This window comes from Microbacterium sp. dk485 (assembly GCF_004570445.1).
Taxonomy (GTDB): domain Bacteria; phylum Actinomycetota; class Actinomycetes; order Actinomycetales; family Microbacteriaceae; genus Microbacterium; species Microbacterium wangchenii.
Genome location: NZ_SPQW01000001.1, coordinates 1,798,673 through 1,824,243, shown reverse-complemented (window position 1 = coordinate 1,824,243; position 25,571 = coordinate 1,798,673). Strand labels below are relative to the sequence as shown.

Here is a 25,571-nt window from a genome sequence, read left to right as displayed (position 1 = left end):
CCGCCCCGGGCCCTGCGCCGGCATCCGCCCCATCCCACGTCCGCGCCAGTTTCGCGCAACTGCGCCATTTCTTACTGGCGCGATTGCACCGAACTGGCGCGAACAGGGGAAACCTCGGCGGCGGGGGCGACCGCGGCTGCGGCGGCGGCCCCGGTATCGACGACCTCGGCGTGCGGGATCCGCGCGCGCATGACCGCGATCGCCTCGGGGTTGTCATCGACGAGCACGGCGTGGCGACCGAGGGCGCTGGCCACCGCGCCGGTCGTGCCGCTGCCGGCGAAGAGGTCGAGCACGGAGTCGCCCGGGCGGCTGGAGGCCTGCACGATGCGCCGCAGGATGCCCTCGGGCTTCTGCGTCGGATACCCGGTCTTCTCGCGGCCCGACGTCGGCACGATCGTGTGCCACCACACGTCGGTGGGCAGTTTGCCGCGCGCGGCCTTCTCGGGTGTGACGAGCCCGGGCGCCATGTACGGCTCGCGGTCCACCGCATCCGAGTCGAACCAGTACCGCTGGGGATCCTTCACGTACACCAGGATCGTGTCGTGCTTCGTGGGCCAGCGGCGCCGCGACTTGGCGCCGTAGTCGTAGGCCCACACGATCTCGTTGAGGAACCGCTCGCGACCGAACAGCGCGTCCAGGAGCACCTTGGCGTAGTGGGCCTCGCGGTAGTCCAGGTGCACGTACAGCGTGCCGTCGGGTGCGAGCAGGCGCCACGCCTCCCGCAGGCGCGGCTCCAGGAACCCCCAGTAGTCGTCGAACCGGTCGTCGTAGATGCGCAGGTCGCCCCGCAGCTTGTCGTACTCCCGTCCCCGGAACCCGAACCGCGGACCCATCGGCATGAGCCCGTCCTCGCCCGCCGCCGCACCCGGTCCCGCGGCATCCCCGGGCCCGGCGTCGACACGGTCGAGGGGGAGCATGGTCTCCACCGCGCGGGCCCGCGAGCGGCCGGTGTTGAACGGCGGATCCAGGTAGACGAGGGTGAAGGCGGCGTCCGGCAGCGACCTCGCCACCCCGAGGTTGTCGCCGGCGTGGATGCGGACAGACCCGGCGGGCCCCTCGGCCGCGCCGCCGCGGGGGCTCACGGGACGCGCTGCAGCCACGCGTCGGTGGCGAACTTCGAGGTCACCAGAGCCTCGGCCTCGGCGTATTCCTCTTCCGTGATGTGACCCGGCACGGCGCCGTACAGCTTCGTGAAGGTCTCGATGAACCGCTCGATGATGGCCTCCCGCGGCAGGCCGGTCTGGCTGCGCAGCGGATCCACCCGCTTGGCCGCGGACTGCGTGCCCTTGTCGCTGAGCTTCTCGCGCCCGATGCGCAGCACGTCCGTGAGCATCTGGCCGTCCATGTCGTAGCTGAGCGTCGCGTGGTGCAGCACGCCGCCGTTGGCGAGGCGCTTCTGCGCCGCGCCGCCGATCTTGCCGTGCGGGGAGGCGATGTCGTTCAGCGGCTGGTAGGTCGCCTCGATCCCGAGGGAGCGCAGCGCCTGCAGCACCCAGTCGTCGAGGAAGGCGTACGAGTCGGCGAAGGTCATCCCCGCCACGAGGGATGCGGGGACGTACAGGGAGTACGTCACGATCGAGTTGGCCGCCATGAGCATCGCGCCGCCGCCGGAGATGCGGCGGACGACGTCGAATCCGTGACGTGCGGCCCCGGCGGGGTCGACCTCGTTGCGCACAGACTGGAACGACCCGATCACGACCGCGTTCTCGTTCCACTCCCACAGCCGCAGCGTCGGATTGCGCCGGCCGTCGCCCACGCGCGTGGTGAGCACTTCGTCCAGGGCCAGGTTCATGAGGGGCGACACCGGCTCGTCGTGCACGACCTCCCACGAGAAGTCGCTCCACCCGGGGGCGGTGATGAGCGCCCGGCGCACCGCGGTGCCGACCGCTTCCGGCGTGAACCCCAGCAGCTGAGCGCCCTCGGGCAGTGCCGCCCGGATGGCTGCCGCGATGGTGGCCACGTCGGATTCCACCGGCAGTCCGTTCACGGCCGCGTCGATGTCGTCGAGCGCCGAGTCCGGTTCGAGGAAGAAGTCGCCGGCGAGGTGGAACCCGCCGATGCGTCCGTCGTGGTCTTCGAGGTCGACCACGACCAGCTTGCCGCCGGGCACCTTGTATTCGCCGTGCATGGCCCTCAGCCTACGTCCGGCTGCCGCCTCACGCGGTGACGATGCGGTGCAGCGACTCGGGTGCGAGGGCGTGCTGGAGGGCGAGGATCCCCGCCCCGATGACCGCGGCGTCCTCCGCGGCCGCGGAATGCACGATCGCGAGGCGCTCTGTGGCCAGCGGCATCGACCGCGTGTAGACCACCTCGCGCACGCCGGCGATGAGGTGCTCGCCCACCCGCGCCATCGAGCCGCCGATCGCGATCACCGACGGGTTGAGCAGGCTCACGCTCGTCGTCAGCACCTCGCCGATGTCGCGGCCGGCCTGGCGCACGGCCTGGATCGCCTCGAGGTTGTTGTGCTTGACCAGGTCGATCACGTCGTCGCCGGAATCGGCGGGGATGCCCTGCGCGCGCAGCACGCGGGCGATCGCCGGTCCGGACGCGAGCGCCTCCAGGCATCCCCGGCTGCCGCAGTGGCACGGCACGTCCGCTCCGCGCGCCACGCGCACGTGCCCGAGGTCGCCGGCCACTCCCTGCGCGCCGCGCAGGAGCTGCCCGCCGGAGATCACGCCCGCCCCGACCCCGGTGGCGACCTTGACGAACATGAGGTGCTCGGCGCCGTTCCACGCGACGGCGCGCTCCCCGAGGGCCATGAGGTTGACGTCGTTGTCGACCAGAGTCGGCGCCGACAGGTGCTGCCGCATCCACCCCGGCACGTCGAAGCGGTCCCACCCCGGCATGATCGGGGGGTTCACCGGCTGCCCGGTGGAGTGCCGCACGGGGCCGGGCACCCCCATCCCGATAGCGGCGAGGTCGCTCTCAGAGCGGCCGGTGCGCTCCAGCAGCGACGTCAGGGCCGCCACCACGGTCGTCAGCACCGGCTCCGGCCCGGATGCGACATCCAACGGCTCGGTGCTCTTGACCAGCACGGCCCCGGTGAGGTCGATGAGCGCCACGGTCGCGTGGGAGGCGCCGAGGTCGACGGCGCCCATGACGCGCCCACCCGGGTTCAGGGCGAACTGCGAGGAGGGGCGTCCGCCCGTGGACGCGGCATCCGCCACCGGGGAGACGAGGCCCAGCCGCATGAGCTCGTCCACCCGCGCCGCCACCGTGGAGCGGGCCAGCCCCGTCGCCTTGGCCAGCTGCGCGCGCGTGCGGGGGACGCCGTCGCGCAGCAGCTGGAACAGCTCGGGGACACCGCCTGAGCCCACCGATGATTGTTCGCTCATGAGTGCCACGAAGTCAGTGAATCACAGCGGCCGCAGCAGTCTGCGCGCGCGTGCGGCACCACGGCCGGCGGTCACGTCCCGCGGGTGTTCGTGCGGGCGAACCGCTGCTGCAGCAGCACGGCGACCACGATGATGAGCCCCTTCGCCACGTTCTGCACCGAGGAGGAGAGGTTGTTCTGCACGAACACGTTCTGCAGCGTCGCAAAGATCAGGACGCCCAGCACGGTGCCCGTGATGGTCCCCCGGCCGCCGGCGAGGAGCGTGCCGCCGACGACGACGGCGGCGATGGCGTCCAGTTCCAGCAGCGTGCCGTGCGTGGAGGTCCCCGAGGTGGTGCGTCCGAGGATCATGATCGCGCCGATGCCGGCGGTCAGCCCCGACAGGGCGTAGAGCCACGTGATGTGCCGCTTGACGTCGATGCCCGCGAGGCGCGCGGCCTCACGGTTACCGCCGATGGCGACCGTGCGACGACCGAACGTCGTGCGGTTGAGCAGGATCCAGCCGCCGAGGGCGACGAGGACGAAGATCCAGATGAGCATGTCCACGCCGAGGAAGTCGGCGTTGAGGGCGGAGACGAACGCCCGGGAGTCGACGATGAGGGTGCGGCGCTCGGCGAGGATCTCCGCGAGACCGCGGGCGGCGACGAGCATCGCGAGGGTCGCCATGAACGCCACGACCTTCCCGTAGGCGATCACGACGCCGTTGATCAGTCCCGCGGCCACCCCGACGGCCAGTGCCACGAGCACCATGACGATCCAGTGCGTGCTGTCGACGAGACCCTGGACGGCACTGAGGGTTGCCACGATCGAGGCGAGCCCGAGGACCGACCCCACCGACAGGTCGATGCCGCCGGAGATGATGACGAACGTCATGCCGATGCTCACGACCCCGATGATCGAGGCCTGCCGGAGGATGACGAGGACGTTGTTGATGCTCGTGAAGGTGTCGCCGGCGGTGATGGTCCCCACCACGAAGAGCACGACGAGGGCCACGATGAGTCCGAGGTTGCGGCCCAGCGAGCCGCGCATGATGCGGCGCAGGAACGGCTCGCGGGAGGCGGGCGGGCCGGAGGGCGGCGGCGATGTCGCTGCCGGGCGGGATGCGGTCTGCTCGCTCACGCGGCAGCTCCTTTCATGACGAGGTCGAGCACGCCGTGCTCGTCGATGCGGGACGCCGGGACGGTCTGGAGCACGCGCCCCTCGGCGACGACGAGCACGGTGTCGGCGAGTCCGAGCACTTCTTCGATCTCACTGGAGACCACGACGATCGCGTTGCCGGCCGCGGCGAGCGCCCGGATGAGCGCGTAGATCTCGGCGCGCGCACCGACGTCGACGCCGCGCGTCGGCTCGTCCAGCAGCAGCACGCGTGTGCCGTGCACGAGCCAGCGGGCGAGGAGGATCTTCTGCTGGTTGCCGCCGGAGAGGGTGGCCGCCGGGCGGTCGGGGTCGGCGGGGCGCAGTTCGAGCGCCTCGATCTGCTCGCGCGCGACCCGGCGCTCGGCGCGCTCGTCCAGGAATCCGGCCCGTGCGTAGCGGCTGAGGGAGGAGAGGGTCACGTTGACGAAGAGCGGCTGGTCCAGGAGCAGCCCCTGGCTCTTGCGCTCTTCCGGCGCCAGCCCGACGCCCGCCTTCACGGCGGCGGTCACCGACCCCGGACGCAGCGTCCGGCCCGCGACCTGCACGCTGCCGGCGGTGGCCCGCCTCGCCCCGTAGACGGTCTCCAGGATCTCCGAGCGGCCGGAGCCGACGAGGCCCGCGAGCCCCACCACCTCCCCCGCGCGCACCGAGAACGACACGTCCTCGAAGACGCCCGCCAGGCCCAACTCGCTCACCTGCAGCACCGTGGGCGCATCCGGCGGTACCGGGACGTGCGGGGGGAAGACGTTCTCCACGGCGCGTCCGGTCATGAGGCGGATGAGTTCGCTCGTCGGCGTATCGGCCACGGGGAGTCCGGACGCGGTGGACCGGCCGTCCTTGAGCACTGTGATGCGGTCGCCGATCTGCCGGATCTCCTCCAGCCGGTGCGTGATGTAGATCACCGCGATGCCCGCGGAGGTCAGCTCCCGCACGACGTGGAAGAGGTTCTTGACCTCTTCGGTGTCGAGCACCGCCGAGGGCTCGTCCATCACGATGAGCCGGATGTCGTGCGACAGCGCGCGCGCCATGCTGACGATCTGCTTGCCGGCGGCGCTGAGCTCGCCGGCCTCGGTGTGCGGCGACATGTTCGCGTGACCGAGCCGGGCCAGCAGCTCCCGCGTGCGGGCGGCTGCGTCGGCACGGCGCGTGAACCCCGCGCGCCCGATCTCATGGCCGAGGAAGACGTTCTCGGCGACCGTCAGGCCGTCGACGATGTCGAGTTCCTGGTACATCGTCGCGATGCCCAGGCGCAGGGCGGCTTCGGGGTCGGGGATCTCGACGTCTTCGCCCTGCCACACGATCGTGCCGTCGTCGGGCCGGTAGACGCCGGCGAGCAGTTTGATGAGGGTGGATTTGCCGGCGCCGTTCTGGCCGAGGATGCAGTGCACCTCCCCGGCACGGACGTCCAGGTCGACCCCTTTCAGCGCGGCGACGCCGGCGAACGACTTCGTCGCCCCCCGGACCTCGAGTAATGCCGATGGGTGGTCATCTTTGATCACGTCGCAGACAATACACGTGCACAGAGGAGAACACGATGCCTCCGCATCCCGGGTCCAGGGCGTGGCCGATCCTCCCCACCCGCAGAGATCCCCGCCAGGTCGCGTTGCGGCACGGCCGACCTGCGACGGCTGACTTATGACGGGTTCCCGGCAAAAGCTGTTCGCCGTCGGGCGCCTCTGCTACCGTGACGCTGTCAGCGCGGCCTACCAGGGGAAGCACCACAGCATCGGCTCGCGGTCCTGACTGCATCGCATTCAAGGAGGAAGTCATGCATTCACTGCGCACTGCGCGCTCGCGCGCACTATTGTTCGGCGGCGCCGCCCTCGCGGCCGTCGCGCTCCTGGCCGGCTGCACCCAGGGTGCCGAGGAGGCCGATGTCGTCGACCAGGGCACCACGAGTGAGGAGAACGCCGAAGAGGGCGACACCGTCACGATCGGTTTCTCCGGACCTGCCGCCGACCACGGATGGCTGGGCGCCATCAACTCCGGTGCGCTGGCGGCGGCGGAGAGTTTCCCCGACGTGGATCTTCAGGTGGCCGAGGGGACCAACGACGTCACGGCGCAGATCGCCGCGGTGGAGACGTTCATCAACGACGGCGTGGACGCGATCGTGCTCCTGCCCAGCGACGGAGCGGCGCTCACCGAAGTGGCCATCAAGGCCATGGAAGCGGGGATCCCGGTCGTCAACGTCGACCGGGAGTTCTCCAGCCCGTTCGCCGCGCGGACGACGGTGCTCGGGGACAACTACGGCATGGGGGTCAGCGCCGGCACCTACATCTGCGAACAGCTCGACGGGAACACCGACGCCGTCGTCGCCGAGATCGCCGGCATCGACTCGCTGCCGTTGACGCAGGACCGCTCGCAGGGGTTCGCGGACGCGCTGGAGGACTGCGGCCTGGAGGTCGGCCCCCGCGTCGCCGCCGACTTCACGGTGCAGGGCGGCGAGAGCGCGGCATCCCAGCTGCTGTCGGCCAACCCGCAGATCGACGCCGTCTGGAACCACGACGACGACCAGGGGATCGGCGTGCTGGCGGCGATCGATTCGGCCGGCCGGGACGAGTTCTTCATGATCGGCGGCGCCGGGTCCCGCAACGCGATGGAAGCCATCGAGGCGGACGACACCGTGCTGAAGGCGACGGTCATCTACCCCTCGACGCAGGCGGCGGACGGCATCGCCCTCGCGCGGCTGATCGCGCAGGGCAAGACGGCGGGCGACCTCATCACCCCGAGCGTGCCGAACCGGGTCGTGCTGGATGCGCCGGTCGTGACGAAGGACAACGTGTCGGAGTTCATCGACCTGGCCTTCGAATCCTGACCCCGTGGGGCGTCCGGTAACCTCGGACGCCCCACCTCAGTCAGTTCCGCTGCCACCCAGACAGGACACCTCTGTGAGCACACCTCTCCGCGTCGCGATGATCGGTCACGGCTTCATGGGAGCCGCCCATTCGCAGGGATGGCGCGTCGCGCCGCGCTTCTTCGATCTGCCGGCGACCGTCGAGATGGCGGTCGTGGTCGGACGCAGCGAGGAGAGCACGCGTGCCGCGGCGCAGAAGTGGGGCTGGGCGGAGGCGGCCACCGACTGGCGCGAGGTGATCGCCCGCGACGACATCGACATCGTCGACATCGTCACCCCCGGCGACTCGCACGCCGAGATCGCCATCGCCGCCCTCGAGGCCGGCACGCACGTGATGTGCGAGAAGCCGCTCGCCAACACCGTCGCGGAGGCGGAGGCGATGACCGCCGCCGCCGAACGCGCCGCCGCCCGGGGAGTCCGCTCCATGGTGGGCTTCACGTATCGCCGCGTGCCGGCGGCGACCTTCGCGCGCGACCTCGTCGCGGCCGGCCGCATCGGCGAGGTCCGTCAGGTGCGGGCGGAGTACCTGCAGGACTGGCTCTCCGACGCCGACGCCCCCCTCACGTGGCGCCTGCAGAAGGAGCGGGCAGGGTCCGGCGCCCTGGGCGACATCGGGGCGCACGCGATCGACCTCACCGAGTTCATCACGGGGGAGCACGTCACCCGCATCTCCGGCGTGCTCGAGACTCTCGTCGCCGAGCGCCCACTGTTGGGCGAGGGCATCGGGCTGTCGGGCACCGCCTCCGCCGAGCGCGGCGCCGTCACCGTCGACGATCTGGCGCTGTTCACCGGGCGACTGGAGAAGGGCGCGCTGGCGTCGTTCGAAGCATCCCGGTTCCGCACCGGACGCAAGAACGCACTCCGCATCGAGATCTCCGGATCCGCCGGTGCCCTCGCCTTCGATCTCGAGCGCATGAACGAGCTGGAGTTCTACGACGCCACAGCGCCGGAGACCGAGCTCGGGTTCCGCCGCATCCTCGTCACCGAGCACGACCACCCCTATCTGTCGGCGTGGTGGCCCACCGGGCACATGCTCGGCTACGAGCACGGGTTCAGCCACCAGGTCGTCGACTTCGTCACCGCGATCGCCGACGGCTCGCAGCCGCACCCCTCGTTCGCCGAAGGCCTGCACGTGCAGCGCGTGCTCGACGCGGTCGAGCAGAGCGCCGCGCAGGGCAGCGCGTGGCTCGACGTCGGCTGATCCACTCCCGTTCCCGCAGCGAAAGGACACCCGCAATGGCGCGACCGATCACCCTTTTCACCGGCCAGTGGGCCGATCTGCCCTTCGAGGAGGTCGCCCGCCTCGCCGGGGAGTGGGGCTATGACGGATTGGAGATCGCCTGCTGGGGCGACCACCTCGACCCGTGGCGCTGGGACGACGACGCCTACGTGCAGGGCAAGCTCGACGTGCTCGAGCGCAACGGCCTGAAGGTGTGGACGATCTCCAACCACCTGAAGGGCCAGGCCGTCTGCGACGATCCCATCGACCAGCGGCACCGCGACATCCTGCCCGACGTGGTGTGGGGCGACGGCGACCCCGAGGGCGTCCGCACGCGCGCGGCGGAGGAGCTCAAGAACACCGCCCGCCTCGCGGCCAAGCTCGGCGTGAAGACCGTCACCGGCTTCACCGGCTCGTCGATCTGGAAGTACGTCGCGATGTTCCCGCCGGCCTCGGCCGAGCTGGTGGACGCCGGCTACCAGGACTTCGCCGACCGGTGGAACCCCATCCTCGACGTCTTCGACGAGGTGGGCGTGCGCTTCGCGCACGAGGTGCACCCCTCCGAGATCGCCTACGACTACTGGACGACGGTGCGGACGCTGGAGGCCATCGGCCACCGGGAGGCCTTCGGGCTGAACTGGGACCCGTCGCACATGGTGTGGCAGGACATCGACCCGGTCGCCTTCCTCTGGGACTTCCAGGACCGCATCTACCACGTGCACTGCAAGGACACGAAGAAGCGCCTGACCAACGGGCGCAACGGGAGGCTGTCGTCGCACCTGGCGTGGGCCGACCCCCGCCGCGGGTGGGATTTCATCTCCACCGGTCACGGCGACGTGCCGTGGGAGGACGCCTTCCGCATGCTGAACGCGATCGGCTACCAGGGGCCGCTGTCGGTCGAGTGGGAGGACGCCGGGATGGATCGGCTCGTCGGGGCCCCGGAGGCGCTCGGCTTCGTGCGGCGGATGTCGTCGTACGAGCCCTCCGGCGCGGCCTTCGACGCGGCGTTCAGCCGGAAATAGACCGGGGGCGCTTCCCCGCGCGTCAGTCGCGCGCGGGGAAGCGGGGGTCCAGCCACGCGAGGAGGTCGGCGCGCACGTCGGCCTGGGCCACCTCGTTGAAGATCTCGTGGCGCGCGCCGGGGTAGACGAGCGTCGTCACGTCGGTGAGCTTCGAGCGGCTGCGGTAGGCGTCGGCGAGGCGGTGCACGCTGCGCGGACCGCCCACGGTGTCGTCACGTCCGACCATCAGGAGCACCGGGATGTCGCGCCCCAGATCGCGTCGCGGAAGCCCGTACAGCCGGACACCCTCGGCCACGCCGAACAGGCGGGCGATCGACGCGGAGGTGGTCAGCGGGTCCTCCAGGAACGCGGCGCCGACGGCGTCGTCCGACGACAGCCACTGCATCCCGTGCCCCTTGGCGCTGCGCCACGGCTTGTTCAGGTCTCCCGCGTTCAACGACCACGGCATCCGCAGCCCCGACCCGCTCAGCACGACGGCGTCGTAGGCGTCGGGGTGGTCGTTCAGCAGGATCTGCGCGAGGAGCGACCCCCACGAGTGCCCGAGGAGGATGAGCGGCAGATCCGGATGCTGCGCGCGGATGCGCTGCGTCAGCATCCACACCGCCTCCACCGCCGCGCGGTGGCCGCCCCGGCCCAGCCGGCCGAGCTTGCGCGCATCGCCGCCGTGCTGGCGCATCCCCGTGCGCCCGTGCCCGCGGTGGTCATCGGCATAGACGGTGTATCCGGCGTCGGTGAGCGCCGCGACGAGGGCGCCGTACCGGCCGGCGTGCTCGCCGACGCCGTGGAGCAGCTGGACGACGGCGCGGGGGTGGGCGGCCTCGGCGACGTCGTAGACGATCGCGACCCCGTGTGCATCGGCGAACTCGGGCATGCGCCGAGTCTAGGGTGGCCCGTCGGCCTTTTCTTAGCAAGGCTAATGAGCTAAGCTAAACAACGGCATGACAGAGTCGAACACTTCTCCCACCGACCTCAGCGCCGCCGCATCCGATGTCCGCATGGCCACCTTCCGGTTGGCCCGCAGACTTCGCGCCGAACGTGCCGTCGACTCCATGAGCGACGGACAGTTCGCGGTGCTCGCGGCCCTCAAGGTGTACGGTCCGCACACCCTCGGCGAGCTCGCCGAGCGCGAGCGCGTCACGGCGCCGTCGATGAACCGCACCGTCAACTGCCTGCAGGAGTCGGGCTTCATCACGCGCACCCCCATGGACGATGATCGCCGCAAGGTGCTCGTGGACCTCACCCCGGCCGGCCGCGACGTCGTCGAGGAGACGGTGCGACGCCGCGACGCGTGGCTGGAGGCGGCACTGGGCGAGCTCACCGACGCCGAGCGCACCGCCCTGGCCGACGCCTCGGCGATCCTGCGGAAGCTGGCCGACCGATGACCGCCATGTTCCGCTCGTTCGCGATCTTCAACTACCGCGTGTGGTTCATCGGCGCGGTCGTGTCGAACATCGGCGCGTGGATGCAGGCCACGGCGCAGAACTGGGTCGTCCTCACCGAGCTCACCGCCAACGACGCGGGCGCCATGGGCATCACGATGGCGCTGCAGTTCGCCCCGCCGCTGCTCCTGGTGAGCGTCACGGGATGGGTCGCCGACCGCTTCGACCGGCGCAAGCTCATCATGGTGACCCAGAGCCTCATGCTCCTGCTCGCCGTCGCGCTGGGCGTGCTCGTGCTCACCGGCGTCATGACCCTTCCGCTCATGTACGTGTTCGCCTTCGCGCTGGGCATCATCACGGCCTTCGACAACCCGGCCCGGCAGGCGTTCGTCTCCGACCTGGTGACGCGGGAGAACGCCTCCAACGCCGTCGCGCTGAACGCCGCGTCGTTCAACACCGCCCGCCTCATCGGCCCCGCCGTGGCCGGCGTCATGATCGTGCTCATCGGCAGCGGCTGGGTGTTCCTCGTCAACGCCACGACGTTCATCGCCATGCTGGTGGCCCTCGCCCTCATGCGACCGCACGAGTTCATCCCCCGCGCCGTGGGATCGGGCCGATCCCGGCTGGCCGACGGCTTCCGCTACGTGGGCGGGCGACCCGACCTGCTGGTGATCTTCTCGATGGTGTTCCTCCTCGGCGCCTTCGGCATGAACTTCCCGATCTTCGCCTCCACGATGGCGCTCGAGTTCGGCCATGGCGCCGACGGGTTCGGCCTGCTCAGCTCGATCCTCGCGATCGGCTCGCTGGCCGGCGCGCTCCTGGCGGCGCGCCGCGACCGGGCGCGCATGCGCGTGGTGATCTTCGCCGTCGGCGGGTTCGGCCTGGCCATGATCGCGTCGTCCCTCGCACCAAGCTACGTGCTCTACGCCGTGACGCTCGTGTTCGTCGGCTTCGCAGCGGTCACGACCCTCACCACGGCCAACGGCTACGTCCAGACGACGACCGACCCGGCGCTGCGCGGGCGCGTGCTGGCGCTGTACATGGCGATCCTCCTGGGCGGGACTCCCGTGGGCGCCCCGATCGTGGGGTGGATGGTCGACGCCTTCGGCACGCGTGTGGCCATCTTCGTCGCGGCGATCATGGCGCTGGTCGCCTGCGGCATCGGCCTCACCTGGACCCTCGCCTCCGGCCGTGTGCGGCGCCACGAGAGCAAGCGCTTCCGCCTGACGCTGGATGAGACCCTCCCCATCACGGTCATCGCACCGGTGCCGGAGGAGTTCAGCGACGAGGTCGCCGGAACGACCCCCATCCCGCTGCCGCACGCGACGAACGCGGCACGCGCGAAGAACCCGCGCGCCGACCGTCCTGATCTCGAGGAATCCCTGGACAGGAAGAACTAGCTAGATAAGCTAGCGAGATGACACCGTCATCTCGCCGCTGGGTGGGGCTCGTCTTCATCAGCATCGCCGTGTCGCTGATCATCGTCGACTCGACGATCGTCAACGTCGCGGTCCCCTCCATCGTCGACGAACTGGGGATCACCTCCACGGAGGTGCAGTGGGTCCAGGAGTCGTACACGCTCGTCTTCGCGTCGCTTCTGCTCGTGTTCGGCAGCCTTGCCGATCGCCTGGGCAGACGCGCGATCATGCTGACCGGCGTCGTGATCTTCGCCGCCGCCTCCGTGGCCGCCGCGCTCGCCCCCGACGGCGGCCTGCTCATCCTCTCGCGGCTGATCCAGGGCGTCGGCGGAGCGATGATCCTGCCCACGACGCTCTCGCTCATCAATGCGACCTTCCGCGGCCGCGAGCGCGGCATCGCCTTCGCGGTGTGGGGCTCGACGATCGGCGGCATGGCGGCGCTGGGGCCGCTGCTGGGCGGGTGGCTGACGACGGCGTTCTCGTGGCGCTGGGCGTTCGGCATCAACATCCCCCTGGGACTGATCATCCTGATCGGGGTGTGGCTGACCGTCGCGGAGTCGCGCGGCGAGCGCACGCAGCGCATCGACGTCGTCGGCGCCGTACTCTCGGTCGTGACGATGGCCTCGCTCGTCTTCGGCCTCATCGAGGGGCGCACCTACGGCTGGTGGCTGACCGAGACCCGGGCGCAGATCGGCGGGTGGGAGTGGCCGTGGGACCTCTCCCCCGTGCCGGTCGCGTTCCTCGTCGCCCTCGTCGGGCTCGTCGCGTTCATCCTGTGGGGCCTGCGGCGCGAGCGCGCGGGCAAGTCGACGCTGCTGGCCTTCCGCCTCTTCACGATCGCCTCGTTCCGCAACGGCAACATCGCCGCGATGGTCGTCTCGCTCGGCGAGTTCGGCATCATCCTCGCGCTCCCCCTGTGGCTCCAGTTCGTACTCGGCCTGGATGCGCTGCAGACCGGCCTCGTCCTCCTCGCCCTGGCCGGCGGATCGTTCGTGGCGAGCGGGATCGCCGGTGCCCTCGCCAACCGGGTCGCACCGGTGTGGATCGTGCGCGTCGGCCTTCTCGCCGAGGTCGTGGGCGTGGCCGGCGTGGCGTTCATGATCGGGCCGGACTCCTCCCCGCTGGCGCTCCTGCCCTTCCTGTTCGTCTACGGTCTCGGCGTGGGGCTGGCCACCGCACAGCTCACCGGCGTCGTCCTGGCCGACGTCCCCGTCGCCGAGAGCGGGCAGGCCTCGGGGACGCAGTCCACGTCGCGTCAGCTCGGCGCAGCCCTCGGAGTGGCGGTGCTGGGCACCGTGCTGTTCAGCAGCACCGCCGGGATCCTGGACACGAAGCTCGCCGACCGCGGCGTGCCCGGCGACCAGCGGGAGCAGACGGTGTCGGCGGTCGTGGACAGCGCCGGCGGCGCCATCGCCGGACTCGAGGCCTCCCCGCAGACGCAGGACATCGCCGATGACGCGAAGGCGGCCTTCTCCGAGGGCACGCGCGCCGCCGCCTTCACCGCCGCCGGTTTCCTGGCGCTCGGCCTGCTGTCGACGCTGTCACTCGGCTCCGCCGCATCCACGCCCCGCGCGGGCCGGCCGGCGGAGGTCGCGGACGGCGCGGCCGCGGCACCGCCTCCTGCCTGACCTCCACGGACGCGGGGTCTTAGCCGCTCGTGGAGGCGCGCACGACGAGCTCGGGGCGGAAGCGGATCGCCGCATCCGCCGCCGGAAGGGCGCCGTTCCCCTGCCGGAGGAGCAGGTCGACCGCGGTGCGGCCGATGAGTTCGGCGGGCTGGCGGACGGAGCTCAGCGGCACGACCGCCGCAGTGGCGAAGTCGATGTCGTCGTAGCCGACCAGGGCGATGTCGTCGGGCACCCGCACCCCGCCGAGGAGCGTGAGCGCCTGCAGCACCCCCACCGCCACGAGGTCGTTCGCCGCGAAGACCGCATCCGGGCGTTCCGGCCGGCCCCGCAGCTCCTCCCCTGCCGCCCGTCCGTGCAGCACGGTCGTACCGGCCGTCTCGTGCACCTCGAGCGTCGCGCCGGGGGCGTTCCCGACCGCCCGGCGCGCGCCGGCGAGACGATCCGCCACCTGCCGCGTGGTCAGCGGTCCGCCGACGAACGCGATGCGGCGACGGCCCAGCCCGAGCAGGTGCGTAGTGGCGAGATACCCGCCCTCCTCGTCGTCCACGGCGACCGAGGCGAACCCCGAGCCGGCCGCCTCACGATCGACGAGGGCGACCGGGATGCCGGATGCGGCGAGCCGCTCGAGGGCGGCGAGGTCATCGGAGGCGGGCGAGACGAGAACGCCGTTGACCCGCTGTTCCCGGAAGAGATCGAGGTACGCGTCCTCACGGGCACGATCCTGCTCGCTGCTGCCCAGGAGCACGACGAGCCCTTCCTCGGCGGCGCGCTGCTCGGCGCCTCGCGCGACGGCGGCGAAGAACGGGTTGCCGATGTCGAGCACGACCAGTCCGATGCCACGGCTTCGCCCCGCCCGCAGCTGTCGCGCGGCGTCGTTGCGGACATAGCCGAGCTCCGCGATCGCGGCACGGACGCGCGCGACGACGTCGGGCGTCACGTTGGCGCGATCGTTCAGGACATTCGAGACCGTTCCGACCGAGACGCCCGCGCGCGCGGCTACCTCGCGGATCGTGACAGCCATGCGCGCGCGTCCCCTCTGCGAATTCGCTCGACTGTATCGCACTGCCACCGCCGGATTGACGTCGCCCGGTCGCTGCTCTATTGTGCTGTGAAACGATTCACTGCCCGCATCCGGCGCGCCCGGCCTCAACGAAGAGACACCACCCATGCCCCACCCCGCCGGCCCCTCCCGCGTGTGCTTCACCCTCCAGGTGCGTCCCGACAGACTCGACGAATACCTGGCCCGTCACGCCGCCGTCTGGCCGGAGATGCTCGCCGAGATCGCCGCCGCCGGCCGGCGAAACTACTCGCTGTTCCTCGGCGACGGCGGCCGTCTCATCGGGTACTACGAGACCGATGACGACGCGGCCGCGCAGGCCTACCTCGCCGCGTCCGAGGTCGCCGCGCGGTGGGAGGCCGACATGGCTCCGTTCTTCATCGACCTCGACGGACGCCCCGACCAGGCCGCGACCGCCCTCCCCGAGGTCTTCCACCTGGAAAACCAGCTCACCCGCGCCATCCGCCTGACCCCCCACACCGACACCGACACCGAAAGCGACGACGCATGACGACTCTCTCCCCCGAGATCCTGGGGACCCTGGAAGGGCAGGCCATCGAGCTGCCCTCGTGGGCCTTCGGCAACTCCGGCACGCGGTTCCGCGTGTTCCCCACCCCGGGCACACCGCGCGACCCCCGCGAGAAGATCGCCGACGCCGCGCAGGTCCACGCCTTCACCGCGCTGGCCCCGAGCGTCGCGCTGCACATCCCGTGGGACAAGGTCGAGGACTACGGCGCCCTCCGCTCCTACGCCGAAGACCTCGGCGTGCGGCTGGGCACCGTCAACTCCAACACCTTCCAGGACGAGGACTACAAGTTCGGCGCCCTGACCCACCACGATGAGCGCATCCGCCGCAAGGCCATCGACCATCACCTCGAGTGCATCGACATCATGCACGAGACCGGCTCCCGCGACCTGAAGATCTGGCTGGCCGAGGGGTCGAACTACCCCGGCCAGAACGACATGCGCGCGCGTCAGGACCGCCTGCAGGACTCCCTCCAGCAGATCTACGCGCGCCTGGGTGAAGACCAGCGGCTCGTCCTGGAGTACAAGTTCTTCGAGCCGTCGTTCTACCACACCGACGTGCCCGACTGGGGGACCTCGTACGCCCAGGTGGCCGCCCTCGGCGACAAGGCGATGGTGTGCCTGGACACCGGCCACCACGCCCCCGGCACCAACATCGAGTTCATCGTCATGCAGTTGCTGCGCCTGGGCAAGCTCGGCTCGTTCGACTTCAATTCGCGCTTCTACGCCGACGACGACCTCATCGTGGGCGCCGCCGACCCGTTCCAGCTGTTCCGCATCCTCGTGGAGGTCGTGCGCGGCGGCGGACTGAACAACCCCGACGTGGCCTTCATGCTCGACCAGTGCCACAACATCGAGGACAAGATCCCGGGGCAGATCCGCTCCGTCCTGAACGTGCAGGAGATGACCGCCCGGGCGCTCATCCTCGACCGCGAGGCCCTGGATGCCGCGCAGCAGGCCAACGACGTGCTCGGAGCGCACGCGGTGTTCATGGACGCCTTCTCGACCGACGTCCGCCCGGCCCTTGCGCAGTGGCGGGAGTCGCGCGGACTCCCGGCCGACCCGATGGCCGCCTACGCAGCGTCCGGATACCAGCAGAAGATCGCCGAAGAACGCTTGGGCGGCGCCCAGGCGGGGTGGGGAGCATGAACATGGGCAACCGACGTCCATTGACCGCATGGAAGGCGACCATCGCCGTCGCCATGTCCAACTACATCGAGGCCGGGGCGATCATCGCGCTGGCGACGAGCCTGTCGCTGTGGCAGGAGGCGTTCGGATTCGACGACGGCGTCGTCGGTATCGTCGCCGCCCTCTCGGCGAACGCCTTCGGTGCGGCGATCGGCGCCGCCATCGGCGGTCCCCTGTGCGACCGCCTGGGCCGGAAGTTCATCTACACCTACGACCTCATCGTCTTCATGATCGGCGCACTGGTCGTCGCCTTCTCCGGCAACGTCGTGATGCTCTTGATCGGCGTCATCCTGATGGGCATCGCCGTGGGTGCCGGAGTGCCCGCATCCTGGACCTACATCGCGGAGGAGGCGCCGGACGAGCACCGCGCAGCCCACGTGGGCACCGCGCAGCTGGCGTGGTCGATCGGCCCGGCGATCGGGTTCCTGCTCGCCGTGATCGTCGGCCCGCTGGGCCTGTGGGGCTCACGCATCATCTTCCTGCACCTGTTCGTCATCGCCGCGATCACGTGGTGGGTGCGCCGGGGCCTCCCGGAGTCGCGCCGCTGGAAGGAGCAGCGCGAGTACGAGCGCGCGGGCGGCGAGAAGATCTCGTTCTTCTCCGGCATCGCGGGCCTGCTGCGCGACCGCCGCAACTACGGCGCGCTGCTGTTCCTGCTCGGCGTCTACGGGCTGTGGAACACCGTCGCCGGACAGGCGGGCATCTTCCAGCCGCGGGTCTACGCGGCCGCCGGCCTCGAGGACGCCACGCAGCAGAACCTCCTGCAGGTGCTGGTGTGGTCGCTGACCGCCCTGGCCACGTGGGCCGGGTTCATGCGGTACGGCGACCGGGTCAGCCGCCGCTGGCTGTACTTCGGCGGCGCCGCTCTCGGGGTGGTCGCGTGGGCCGTACTCATCTACGCCCCGCCCGGACTGTTCTCGCTGCTGTTCTTCGCCGTGGCGTGGGGTATCTCGGCCGGTGTCGGAGCGCAGGCGTTCTACGGACTGTGGACGGCCGAACTCTTCGCCACCCGATACCGTGCCAGCGCACAGGGCATGCTGTTCATGCTGGCGCGTGTCATGGTCGGCGTGCTGAGCCTGGTCTTCCCGTTGCTCCTCACCCAGCTCGGCCTGCCGGGCCTGGGCGTGATCATCCTCGGTCTCCTGGTCGCCGCCCTGCTGATCGGCACCATCTGGGCTCCGTCCACCGAGGGCAAGTCGCTCGAGGAGATCGAACGCGAACGCTACGGTGAGCGCGTCCCGCTCTCCGCCGAGGTGCCCGGCAATCTCTGAATCCCGCATCCTCCCCGAAGGAACATCGATATGACCAACCCCACCGCCGCATCCCTCATCGCCCGCAGCAATCGCCTGGGCGCCGACCCTAAGAACACCAACTACGCCGGCGGGAACACCTCCGCCAAGGGCACCGACACCGACCCGGTCACCGGCGAGCCCGTCGAGCTGCTGTGGGTGAAGGGCTCCGGCGGCGACCTCGGCACGCTCACGGAGAAGGGGCTCGCCGTCCTCCGTCTGGACCGCATGCGCGCGCTCGTGGACGTCTACCCCGGGATCGAGCGCGAGGACGAGATGGTCGCGGCGTTCGACTACTGCCTGCACGGCAAGGGCGGCGCGGCTCCCTCGATCGACACCGCGATGCACGGCCTGGTGGATGCGGCGCACGTGGACCACCTGCATCCCGATGCCGGCATCGCCATCGCGACGGCCGCCGACGGCGAAGAGCTGACCGCCAAGATCTTCGGAGAGAAGGTCGTGTGGGTGCCGTGGCGGCGGCCCGGCTTCCAGCTGGGGCTCGACATCGCCGCGATCAAGGAGCAGAACCCGGAGGCGGTCGGCTGCATCCTCGGCGGGCACGGCATCACCGCGTGGGGCGACACGTCGGATGAGGCCGAGGCGAACTCGCTGTGGATCATCCAGACGGCGCAGGCCTACATCGACGAGCACGGCGCGGCCGAGCCCTTCGGCGGCGTGCGCGCCGGTTTCGAGGCGCTCCCGGAGGCCGAGCGGCGCGCGAAGGCGGCGGCGCTGGCCCCCACCATCCGGGGCCTGGCCTCCACCGACAAGCCGATGGTCGGGCACTTCACCGACTCCGACGACGTGCTGGAGTTCCTCGCCCGGGAGAAGGCCCCTCACCTCGCGGAGCTGGGCACGAGCTGCCCCGACCACTTCCTGCGCACCAAGGTCAAGCCGATGCTGCTCGACCTGCCCGCCGACGCGTCGGTGGAGGACGCCATCGCGCGGCTCAAGGAGCTGCACGCGCAGTACCGCGCCGACTACCAGGCGTACTACGACGCGCACGCGGATGCGGACTCGCCGGCCATGCGCGGCGCCGACCCGCTCATCGTGCTGATCCCGGGCGTGGGCATGTTCTCCTACGGCGCGAACAAGCAGACCGCGCGCGTGGCCGGGGAGTTCTACGTCAACGCGATCCACGTGATGCGCGGCGCGGAAGCCCTGTCCACCTACACCCCGATCTCCGATGCGGAGAAGTTCCGCATCGAGTACTGGGCGCTGGAGGAGGCCAAGCTCCAGCGGATGCCGAAGCCGAAGTCGCACCAGGGCCGCATCGCCTTCGTCACCGGCGCCGCATCCGGCATCGGCAAGGCGATCGCGACGCGCCTGGCGGCCGAGGGCGCGTGCGTCGTCGTCGCCGATCTCGACCTGGAGAAGGCGCAGGCGGCGGCGGCCGAGCTCGGGAACACGGACGTCGCGATCGGCATCGCGGCCAACGTCGCCGACGCCGACGCGGTGCAGGCCGCGATCGACGCGACGCTGCTGGCGTTCGGCGGCATCGACCTCGTCGTGAACAACGCGGGGCTCTCGCTGTCGAAGCCGCTGCTGGAGACCACCGAGAAGGACTGGGACCTGCAGCACGACGTGATGGCGAAGGGGTCGTTCTTCGTGTCGAAGACCGCCGCCAAGGCCCTCATCGAGCAGGGCATGGGCGGCGACATCATCTACATCTCGTCGAAGAACTCCGTCTTCGCCGGCCCGAACAACATCGCGTACTCCGCGACCAAGGCCGACCAGGCTCACCAGGTGCGTCTGCTGGCGGTCGAGCTCGGCGAATACGGCGTGCGCGTGAACGGCATCAACCCCGACGGCGTCGTCCGCGGCTCGGGCATCTTCGCCTCCGGCTGGGGCGCGAACCGCGCCGCGACGTACGGCGTGAAGGAAGAGGACCTCGGCCAGTTCTACGCCAACCGCACCATCCTCAAGCGCGAGGTCGTGCCCGAGAACGTCGCCGACGCCGTGTTCGTGCTCACCGGCCCCGAGCTGTCGCGCACGACCGGCCTGCACGTGCCCGTGGACTCCGGCGTCGCGGCCGCGTTCCTGCGATGACCACCCCCGGGTCGGCCGCGTCGGGCGCGGTCGCCGCGGTCGACCTCGGGGCCACGAGCGGCCGCGTCATGATCGGGCGGGTCGGGCCGGGGCTGCTCGCCCTCGAGCCGGTCGCCCGGTTCCCCAACGGGCCCGTCGAGCGCGGCGACGGCTGGCACTGGGACTTCGATGCGCTGTTCGGTCACGTCGTGACGGGCCTGGCGGATGCGGTGCGCACCGAGCCGGGCGTGGCCAGTATCGGCATCGACTCGTGGGCGGTGGACTACGGCCTGCTGCGAGGCGGCGCGCTCCTGGCCGAGCCGTTCCACTACCGGGATGAGCGCACGGCCGAGGGCGTCGCATCCGTCCACGCCCGGGTGCCCTTCGCCGACCTCTACCAGCACAACGGCCTGCAGCACCTGACGTTCAACACGCTGTACCAGTTCGCCGCCGAGGCACGCCTGGACGAGGCGGAGACGGCGCTGCTCATCCCCGACCTCGTCGCGTACCTCCTCACCGGGGAGCGGATCGCCGAACGCACGAACGCCTCGACGACGGGCCTGCTCGACGTGCGCACCGGCGAGTGGGACCTTCCGCTCGCGGCACGCCTCGGCATCCCCGCGCACATCCTTCCGCCGCTGGTCGACCCGGGGACGCGCGTCGGCGCCCTCACCCCGGCTGTGGCGGGCCGCATCGGCGCTCCCCTGGAGGTCGTGACCGTCGGCTCGCACGACACCGCCTCCGCGGTTGTCGCGGTGCCGCTGTCGTCGCCGAACGCGGCGTACATCTCGTGCGGGACGTGGGGACTCGTCGGCCTCGAGCTCGACGCCCCCATCGTGACGGACGCCGCCCGCGAGGCGAACTTCACGAACGAGCTCGGCGTGGACGGACGCGTGCGGTTCCTGCACAACGTGACGGGGCTGTGGCTGCTCAGTGAAACCGTCCGCGCGTGGGAGCAGGAGGACGGTGCGCCGGTGAACCTGCCGGATCTCCTCGCCGCGGCGGCGCGGACGGATGCGCCCGCCGTGGTCTTCGACGCGAACGATCCGTCGCTGTCGGCCCCGGGCGACATGCCGGGCCGGATCGCGGCCGTGCTGCGCGCGGCCGGAGGCGCGGTGCCCGAGGGCAGGGCCGCGTTCGCCCGGGTGATCGTGGAGAGCATCGCGGCCGCCTTCGCCGACGCCGTGCGCACGGCGGGGTACCTGGCCGACCGCGAGGTCGACAGCATCCACATCGTCGGCGGCGGCGCCCTCAACGAGCTGCTGTGCCAGGCCACCGCCGACCGCTCCGGGCTGCCGGTCCTGGCCGGGCCGGTGGAGGCCACCGCGCTGGGCAATGTGCTCGTCCAGGCCCGCGCGCACGGGTGGTTCGGCACGGATGCTCCGCTGGAGACGCTGCGCGCAGCCGTCGCCGCCGCCTTCCGCCCCCGCCGCCACACCCCCCGCTGAGCCGGCGGCACGCCCCTGCGCCGAGGTGCCTCCCGCGTCCGCGCCCCGCTTCCCGCGCCCCACGTCCGCGCCTGTTCCGCGCATCCGCGCCGTAACGATGTGGCGCGGATGCGCCGAACAGGCGCGAAACCGGGGCGGGGGTTAGCGGCAGGAGTCGCGCTCGACGAGGGTGACGTCCACGACGGCGCGCTCGGGATCGCCGGCGGGCGCGGACAGCCGCGACAGCACGCGCTCGGCGGCCAACCGCCCGAGCCGGTCGGGACTCTGGTCGATGACGGTGATCGCCGGGCGCAGGAGATCGGCCAGGGGGAAGTCGCCGAAGCCGACCAGCGGCACGTGATCGTCGCGCATGCCGCGCACCAGCGCCATCGTCGTCCGCGCATTCGAGGAGAAGATCGCCGTGGCCGGATCATCCAGCCCGAGCACACGCGCGACCTCGCGCTGCGCCGCCGCCGGATCGGCCACATCGGCGGAGATCAGGGCGTCGTCGACCGGCGATCCGGCATCGATGAGCGCGCGGCGCCATCCTTCCAGCCGCGCGCGCTCGGTGGAGCGCCCGAGCACATCGCCGAGGTAGGCGATGCGCCGGTGCCCATGCCCGAGCATATGCGTCGTGGCCGCATACGCCCCCGCCTCATCGTCGGCGGTGAAGGTATCGGCCCGGATCCCGGTGGGGGCGCGGTCGACGCACACGATCGGGGTGGACTCCTGCCACCGCTCGAGGTAGGCCTGATCGTCGCCGACGGGCGCCACGATGAGGCCGGACAGCTTGCGCCCGAGGAGCGACTCGATGGTGGCGCGCTCATCGGCGGGGTCGTCGCCCAGGCTCGTCACGAGCGTGGACATCCCGGCATGCCGTGCGACATCGTCCACCGCCCGCGCGATCGCGGCGAAGAACGGGTCCACGATGTCGGGCACCGCGACCCCGATCACCGACGAGCGCCCGGCGCGGAAGGTCGTGGCCAGCACATTCGGAACGTAGTTGAGCTCGCGCATGACGCGCTGCACGCGCTCGCGCGTGTGCGGGAGCACATGCGGATCGTCGTTGAAGACCCGGGAGACCGTCTTCGCACTGACCCCGGCCCGCGCGGCCACGTCTCGCATCGTCGTCACGCCGTCATCCTTCCATCCGACCGGGCCGGATCGTCGGATTTCAGCGGCCGTCGACGGCGGCGGCTAGCTCGTGGAGGCGGACGAGGGCCCGCTCGGTGAGCAGGTGCGCACGGGTATCGGCCGAGATCGACAGGCTGTCCTTCCAGAGCGACCGGCCTGCCATGGCACCCGCTGCCCCGGCCGACATCGCCGTGCGCACCTGGTTGATGAAACTCTCGTGGTCCACTCCCGCGGACAGCACCGCCCACGGCACCCCTTGCGCCGCGGCCGTGACCGCGGCGCACGCCTCGGCGCTGCCGGGATACTGCAGCTTGAGCACCTTCGCGCCGCACGCCACGGCGAGGGCTGCCCCGTCGGCGACGAGCGAGGCGAAGGATGCCGCGTACTCCTCGTCGCTCTCCCCCGGCAGCTGGTAGGTCAGCAGCTCCACGATGAGCAGCACGCCCTCCGCCTCGCACGCCGCGACCAGCTCGCGGATCTCGTGCGCGACGCGGGAGGCGGTGTCCTGCCGGTCGGGCCGGGTGTACCAGAGCATCTTGGCGACGTCGCCGCCGAGTGCGCGGACGGTTGCGGGGGTGACCCCGTCGACGTACTTCGTGTAGCGGAGCCCGTCGACCTCCTCGAACCCGGATGCGTCGAGCCCGACCACGAGCGCCGTGTCCCGGGCGAGGACACCGTCGTCGACGATGGCCGGCAGGGCGACCTCGGGGTCGAGCAGGATGGCGGGGGCGTGGTTGGCGAGGTGCCGCACGAGGTCTGCCTTGACCTCCGCCAGCTCGGCCTTCGTGATCGCTGCGGACCCGTCCGGTGCATCGAGGATCGCCGCCTTCATGCCGTTGCGCTGGTCGGCTGCGACGATGAGCATGTTCCCGGCCGCCGTGGAGATGCCCTGCATGCCGCGTCGCTCGGCGGTGGTCAGTGCGTTCATGCGGTGTCCTCTTCCGTTCGCTGCTGCAAGAAAACCCCGGGAATTCAGCCATGACACCGGTGACTTGCTCGCTTCCATGGTGCCCCCTGCACGCTGGTCTGTCAATGCACCCCGCGGCGGCGCAGCCAGGCCCGCACGGCGCCGCCAGGGCGCCGCGCCCACCCCGCGGGAGCGGTCAGGCGCCCCCCGCCGGCTCCGACAGCGCGGTGGCCGGGTCGGGCGCGACGGTGACGACGGCCTCGGGCAGCCCGCCCAGCCCCGGGAGCACCGTGGTGGTCTGCGCCACGGCGTGCGCACCCCACGCGGCGGCATGGGCGACGGCGGATTCCAGCGGCGCCGAGCCGCCGTCCGCGAGCCCCACGAGGAACCCGGCCAGCGACGCGTCGCCGGCGCCGGCGGTGTTACCCAGACGCCGAGGGCGGGCGTGGGCGTGCACGACCTCGTCGGCCGAGACGGCGAGCGCGCCGTCGGCGCCCATGCTGACGTACGCCAGCCGGAGTCCTCGGTCGATGAGCGTGCGCGCGGCGGCGACGACGTCGCCCACCGTGACGAGCGCACGGCCGGTCAGCTCGGCCAGCTCGGCGGTGTTCGGCTTGATGAGGTCGAGGTCGGGCGTGGCCCCGAGGGCGCGGGCGAGGCCGGTGCCGCTGGTGTCCACCGCGACGCGGATGCCGCGCTCCCGCGCGCGGGTGAACAGCTCCGTCGCATCCACGGGTCGCCCCGTGCCGGCCAGCACCGGCAGCGAACCGCACAGCACGAGCCACTCGGCCCCGGATGCGGCGGCCTCGCTGAGGGCGGTGTCGGTCGCCTGCGCCCACGCGTCCGCCGACAGCGGCGGCGTGGGGGCGTTGACCTTCGTGGTGGCGCCGTCGGCGTCGACGATCGCGGTGTTCACGCGCGTGGCACCAGGCACCGGGACGATCCGCAGCATCCCGGCGTGGGGGGAATGCCCGGCGAACGCGAGGTCGTCGTGCCCGAGGACCACGACGGCCGCGGTGGGGACGCCGGCGAGGTCCAGGGCGGCGGAGAGGTTGACGCCCTTGCCGCTGACCTCGCGGGCGTACTCGGAGGCGCGGATGAGGTCGCCCCGGGCGAAGCCGTCGACCAGGTAGGTCGCATCGATGGCACCGGCGGGCGTCAGCGTGACGACACCCCGGCGCGGCGGCCGCGCGGTCATGCGCGGCCCTCGCCCGTGCCGCCGACGATCAGCCGCAGCATCCGCGCGACTTCCCGCGCGACGGCGTCGCGGGCGGGGCGCACGTAGGTGCGCGGATCCACGACCGCCGGGTCGGCGGCGAGCGCCTCTCGCACCGCGCCGGTGAAGACGACGTTCAGGTGGGTGCCGATGTTGATCTTGCGCATGCCGGCGCCGATCGCGCCGTCGATGCCCGCGTCGGGCACGCCACTGGAGCCGTGCAGCACGAGCGGCACCGGCACCCGTGCGGCGAGGCGGGAGATGAGGCCTTCGTCCAGCGCCGCGGCGCGCTCGGTCATGGCGTGCGAACTGCCCACCGCGACCGCGAGCGCGTCGACGCCGGTGGCGGCGACGAAGGCCGCGGCGTCCTCGACGTCGGTGCGGACTCCGGGCGTGTGGGCACCGCCCTTTCCGCCGACTTCGCCCAGCTCCGCCTCCACCCACGCGCCGGCCGTGTGCGCGCGGTCGGCGACGGCCCGCGTGCGTGCGACGTTCTCGTCGTCGGGGAGGTGGGCGCCGTCGAACATCACCGAGCGCACGCCTGCGGCCAGGGCGGCATCCACGAGCTCTTCGTCGGTGGCATGGTCCAGGTGCACGACGACCGGAACCCGGGCGCCGCGGGCGAGGGCGAGCGCGGCGGATGCGGCGGGGGCCAGGGCGCCGTGGAAGCGGACGGCATTCTGCGACAGCTGCAGCACGACCCCCGTGCCGGCCTCCTCGGCGCCGGCGACGATCGCCTGGGCGAGCTCGAGCTGCACGAAGTTGAACGCGCCGACGGCACGGTGCTCGGCGAGGAGGGTGGACATGTT

22 protein-coding genes are annotated in these 25,571 nt (G+C 71.4%); 11 read left to right on the top strand and 11 right to left on the bottom strand.

Translation table 11 applies throughout. The features are described 5' to 3' along the window. Positions 1–71 precede the first annotated feature (71 nt). The 5 genes from E4V99_RS08555 to E4V99_RS08535 form a co-directional block, all read right to left on the bottom strand. Complete coding sequence (locus E4V99_RS08555; RefSeq protein ID WP_240742910.1) at positions 72–1,082, bottom strand: site-specific DNA-methyltransferase; 1,011 nt, start codon at positions 1,080–1,082, stop codon at positions 72–74. Beyond that, positions 1,079–2,128: a biotin/lipoate A/B protein ligase family protein gene (locus E4V99_RS08550; RefSeq protein WP_135069481.1), complete on the bottom strand. Its 1,050-nt coding sequence runs from the start codon at positions 2,126–2,128 to the stop codon at positions 1,079–1,081. Before E4V99_RS08550 ends, E4V99_RS08555 begins: the two co-directional genes overlap by 4 nt. Before the next feature lie 28 nt (positions 2,129–2,156). Beyond that, complete coding sequence (locus tag E4V99_RS08545) at positions 2,157–3,335, bottom strand: ROK family transcriptional regulator (RefSeq protein ID WP_135069484.1); 1,179 nt, start codon at positions 3,333–3,335, stop codon at positions 2,157–2,159. A gap of 71 nt (positions 3,336–3,406) precedes the next feature. Beyond that, positions 3,407–4,363, bottom strand: coding sequence for an ABC transporter permease (locus E4V99_RS08540; protein ID WP_135071512.1), 957 nt, complete (start codon positions 4,361–4,363; stop codon positions 3,407–3,409). Between the two features lie 86 nt (positions 4,364–4,449). Further along, positions 4,450–5,970 carry a sugar ABC transporter ATP-binding protein gene (locus E4V99_RS08535; protein ID WP_240742733.1) on the bottom strand — a complete coding sequence of 507 codons (1,521 nt, stop codon included), beginning with the start codon at positions 5,968–5,970 and terminating at the stop codon, positions 4,450–4,452. Positions 5,971–6,239: 269 nt separating this feature from the next. Between E4V99_RS08535 and E4V99_RS08530 the strand changes: the two genes are divergently transcribed. The 3 genes from E4V99_RS08530 to E4V99_RS08520 all read left to right on the top strand — a co-directional run bounded on the left by E4V99_RS08530 (position 6,240) and on the right by E4V99_RS08520 (position 9,566). After that, positions 6,240–7,286 carry a substrate-binding domain-containing protein gene (locus tag E4V99_RS08530; protein ID WP_135069487.1) on the top strand — a complete coding sequence of 349 codons (1,047 nt, stop codon included), beginning with the start codon at positions 6,240–6,242 and terminating at the stop codon, positions 7,284–7,286. A 97-nt stretch (positions 7,287–7,383) separates the two neighbouring features. After that, entirely contained in the window at positions 7,384–8,526 is a 1,143-nt protein-coding gene (locus E4V99_RS08525; protein WP_135071518.1) for a Gfo/Idh/MocA family oxidoreductase, read from the top strand. A gap of 35 nt (positions 8,527–8,561) precedes the next feature. Next, positions 8,562–9,566 carry a sugar phosphate isomerase/epimerase gene (locus E4V99_RS08520; RefSeq protein ID WP_135069490.1) on the top strand — a complete coding sequence of 335 codons (1,005 nt, stop codon included), beginning with the start codon at positions 8,562–8,564 and terminating at the stop codon, positions 9,564–9,566. Positions 9,567–9,588: 22 nt separating this feature from the next. Here E4V99_RS08520 and E4V99_RS08515 read toward each other — a convergent pair whose 3' ends face one another. After that, entirely contained in the window at positions 9,589–10,437 is an 849-nt protein-coding gene (locus E4V99_RS08515) for an alpha/beta fold hydrolase (RefSeq protein ID WP_135069493.1), read from the bottom strand. A gap of 67 nt (positions 10,438–10,504) precedes the next feature. Here E4V99_RS08515 and E4V99_RS08510 point away from each other — a divergent pair, with 67 nt between their 5' ends. The 3 genes from E4V99_RS08510 to E4V99_RS08500 are packed head-to-tail and all read left to right on the top strand — an operon-like array spanning position 10,505 to position 13,991. Next, entirely contained in the window at positions 10,505–10,948 is a 444-nt protein-coding gene (locus tag E4V99_RS08510) for a MarR family transcriptional regulator (RefSeq protein ID WP_240742734.1), read from the top strand. Then, a complete protein-coding gene (locus tag E4V99_RS08505) occupies positions 10,945–12,345 on the top strand; it encodes an MFS transporter (protein ID WP_135069496.1) in 1,401 nt (466 codons plus the stop codon). Before E4V99_RS08510 ends, E4V99_RS08505 begins: the two co-directional genes overlap by 4 nt. 17 nt (positions 12,346–12,362) lie before the next feature. Continuing rightward, positions 12,363–13,991, top strand: coding sequence for a DHA2 family efflux MFS transporter permease subunit (locus E4V99_RS08500; protein WP_135069499.1), 1,629 nt, complete (start codon positions 12,363–12,365; stop codon positions 13,989–13,991). 19 nt (positions 13,992–14,010) lie between these two features. On the opposite strand, the gene E4V99_RS08495 is transcribed toward E4V99_RS08500, so the two are convergent. Then, the gene (locus E4V99_RS08495) at positions 14,011–15,012 is read right to left on the bottom strand and encodes a LacI family DNA-binding transcriptional regulator (protein WP_135069502.1); all 1,002 of its coding nucleotides are present in this window, start codon (positions 15,010–15,012) and stop codon (positions 14,011–14,013) included. A gap of 145 nt (positions 15,013–15,157) precedes the next feature. Here E4V99_RS08495 and E4V99_RS08490 point away from each other — a divergent pair, with 145 nt between their 5' ends. Genes E4V99_RS08490 through E4V99_RS08470 form a run of 5 tightly spaced genes read left to right on the top strand, consistent with a single transcriptional unit; the run spans position 15,158 to position 21,526 of the window. Next, the gene (locus E4V99_RS08490; RefSeq protein ID WP_135069505.1) at positions 15,158–15,559 is read left to right on the top strand and encodes an L-rhamnose mutarotase; all 402 of its coding nucleotides are present in this window, start codon (positions 15,158–15,160) and stop codon (positions 15,557–15,559) included. Further along, complete coding sequence (gene rhaI, locus E4V99_RS08485) at positions 15,556–16,722, top strand: L-rhamnose isomerase (protein ID WP_135116945.1); 1,167 nt, start codon at positions 15,556–15,558, stop codon at positions 16,720–16,722. The genes E4V99_RS08490 and rhaI overlap by 4 nt, the downstream gene beginning before the upstream one ends. A 2-nt stretch (positions 16,723–16,724) precedes the next feature. After that, positions 16,725–18,032: an MFS transporter gene (locus tag E4V99_RS08480; protein ID WP_205805810.1), complete on the top strand. Its 1,308-nt coding sequence runs from the start codon at positions 16,725–16,727 to the stop codon at positions 18,030–18,032. A gap of 30 nt (positions 18,033–18,062) precedes the next feature. Continuing rightward, positions 18,063–20,099 carry a bifunctional aldolase/short-chain dehydrogenase gene (locus E4V99_RS08475; protein WP_135116943.1) on the top strand — a complete coding sequence of 679 codons (2,037 nt, stop codon included), beginning with the start codon at positions 18,063–18,065 and terminating at the stop codon, positions 20,097–20,099. Continuing rightward, positions 20,096–21,526 (top strand): rhamnulokinase family protein, encoded by a 1,431-nt coding sequence (locus tag E4V99_RS08470; protein ID WP_135116941.1) that lies wholly within the window; start codon positions 20,096–20,098, stop codon positions 21,524–21,526. The genes E4V99_RS08475 and E4V99_RS08470 overlap by 4 nt, the downstream gene beginning before the upstream one ends. 141 nt (positions 21,527–21,667) lie before the next feature. On the opposite strand, the gene E4V99_RS08465 is transcribed toward E4V99_RS08470, so the two are convergent. The 4 genes from E4V99_RS08465 to E4V99_RS08450 form a co-directional block, all read right to left on the bottom strand. Continuing rightward, positions 21,668–22,630: a LacI family DNA-binding transcriptional regulator gene (locus E4V99_RS08465; protein ID WP_135117250.1), complete on the bottom strand. Its 963-nt coding sequence runs from the start codon at positions 22,628–22,630 to the stop codon at positions 21,668–21,670. A 49-nt stretch (positions 22,631–22,679) separates the two neighbouring features. After that, a complete protein-coding gene (locus E4V99_RS08460; RefSeq protein WP_135069518.1) occupies positions 22,680–23,567 on the bottom strand; it encodes a tagatose-bisphosphate aldolase in 888 nt (295 codons plus the stop codon). 175 nt (positions 23,568–23,742) lie between these two features. Then, a complete protein-coding gene (locus E4V99_RS08455) occupies positions 23,743–24,744 on the bottom strand; it encodes a hexose kinase (RefSeq protein ID WP_135116940.1) in 1,002 nt (333 codons plus the stop codon). Next, positions 24,741–25,568, bottom strand: coding sequence for a class II fructose-bisphosphate aldolase (locus tag E4V99_RS08450; protein ID WP_245233141.1), 828 nt, complete (start codon positions 25,566–25,568; stop codon positions 24,741–24,743). Before E4V99_RS08450 ends, E4V99_RS08455 begins: the two co-directional genes overlap by 4 nt. Positions 25,569–25,571 lie beyond the last annotated feature (3 nt).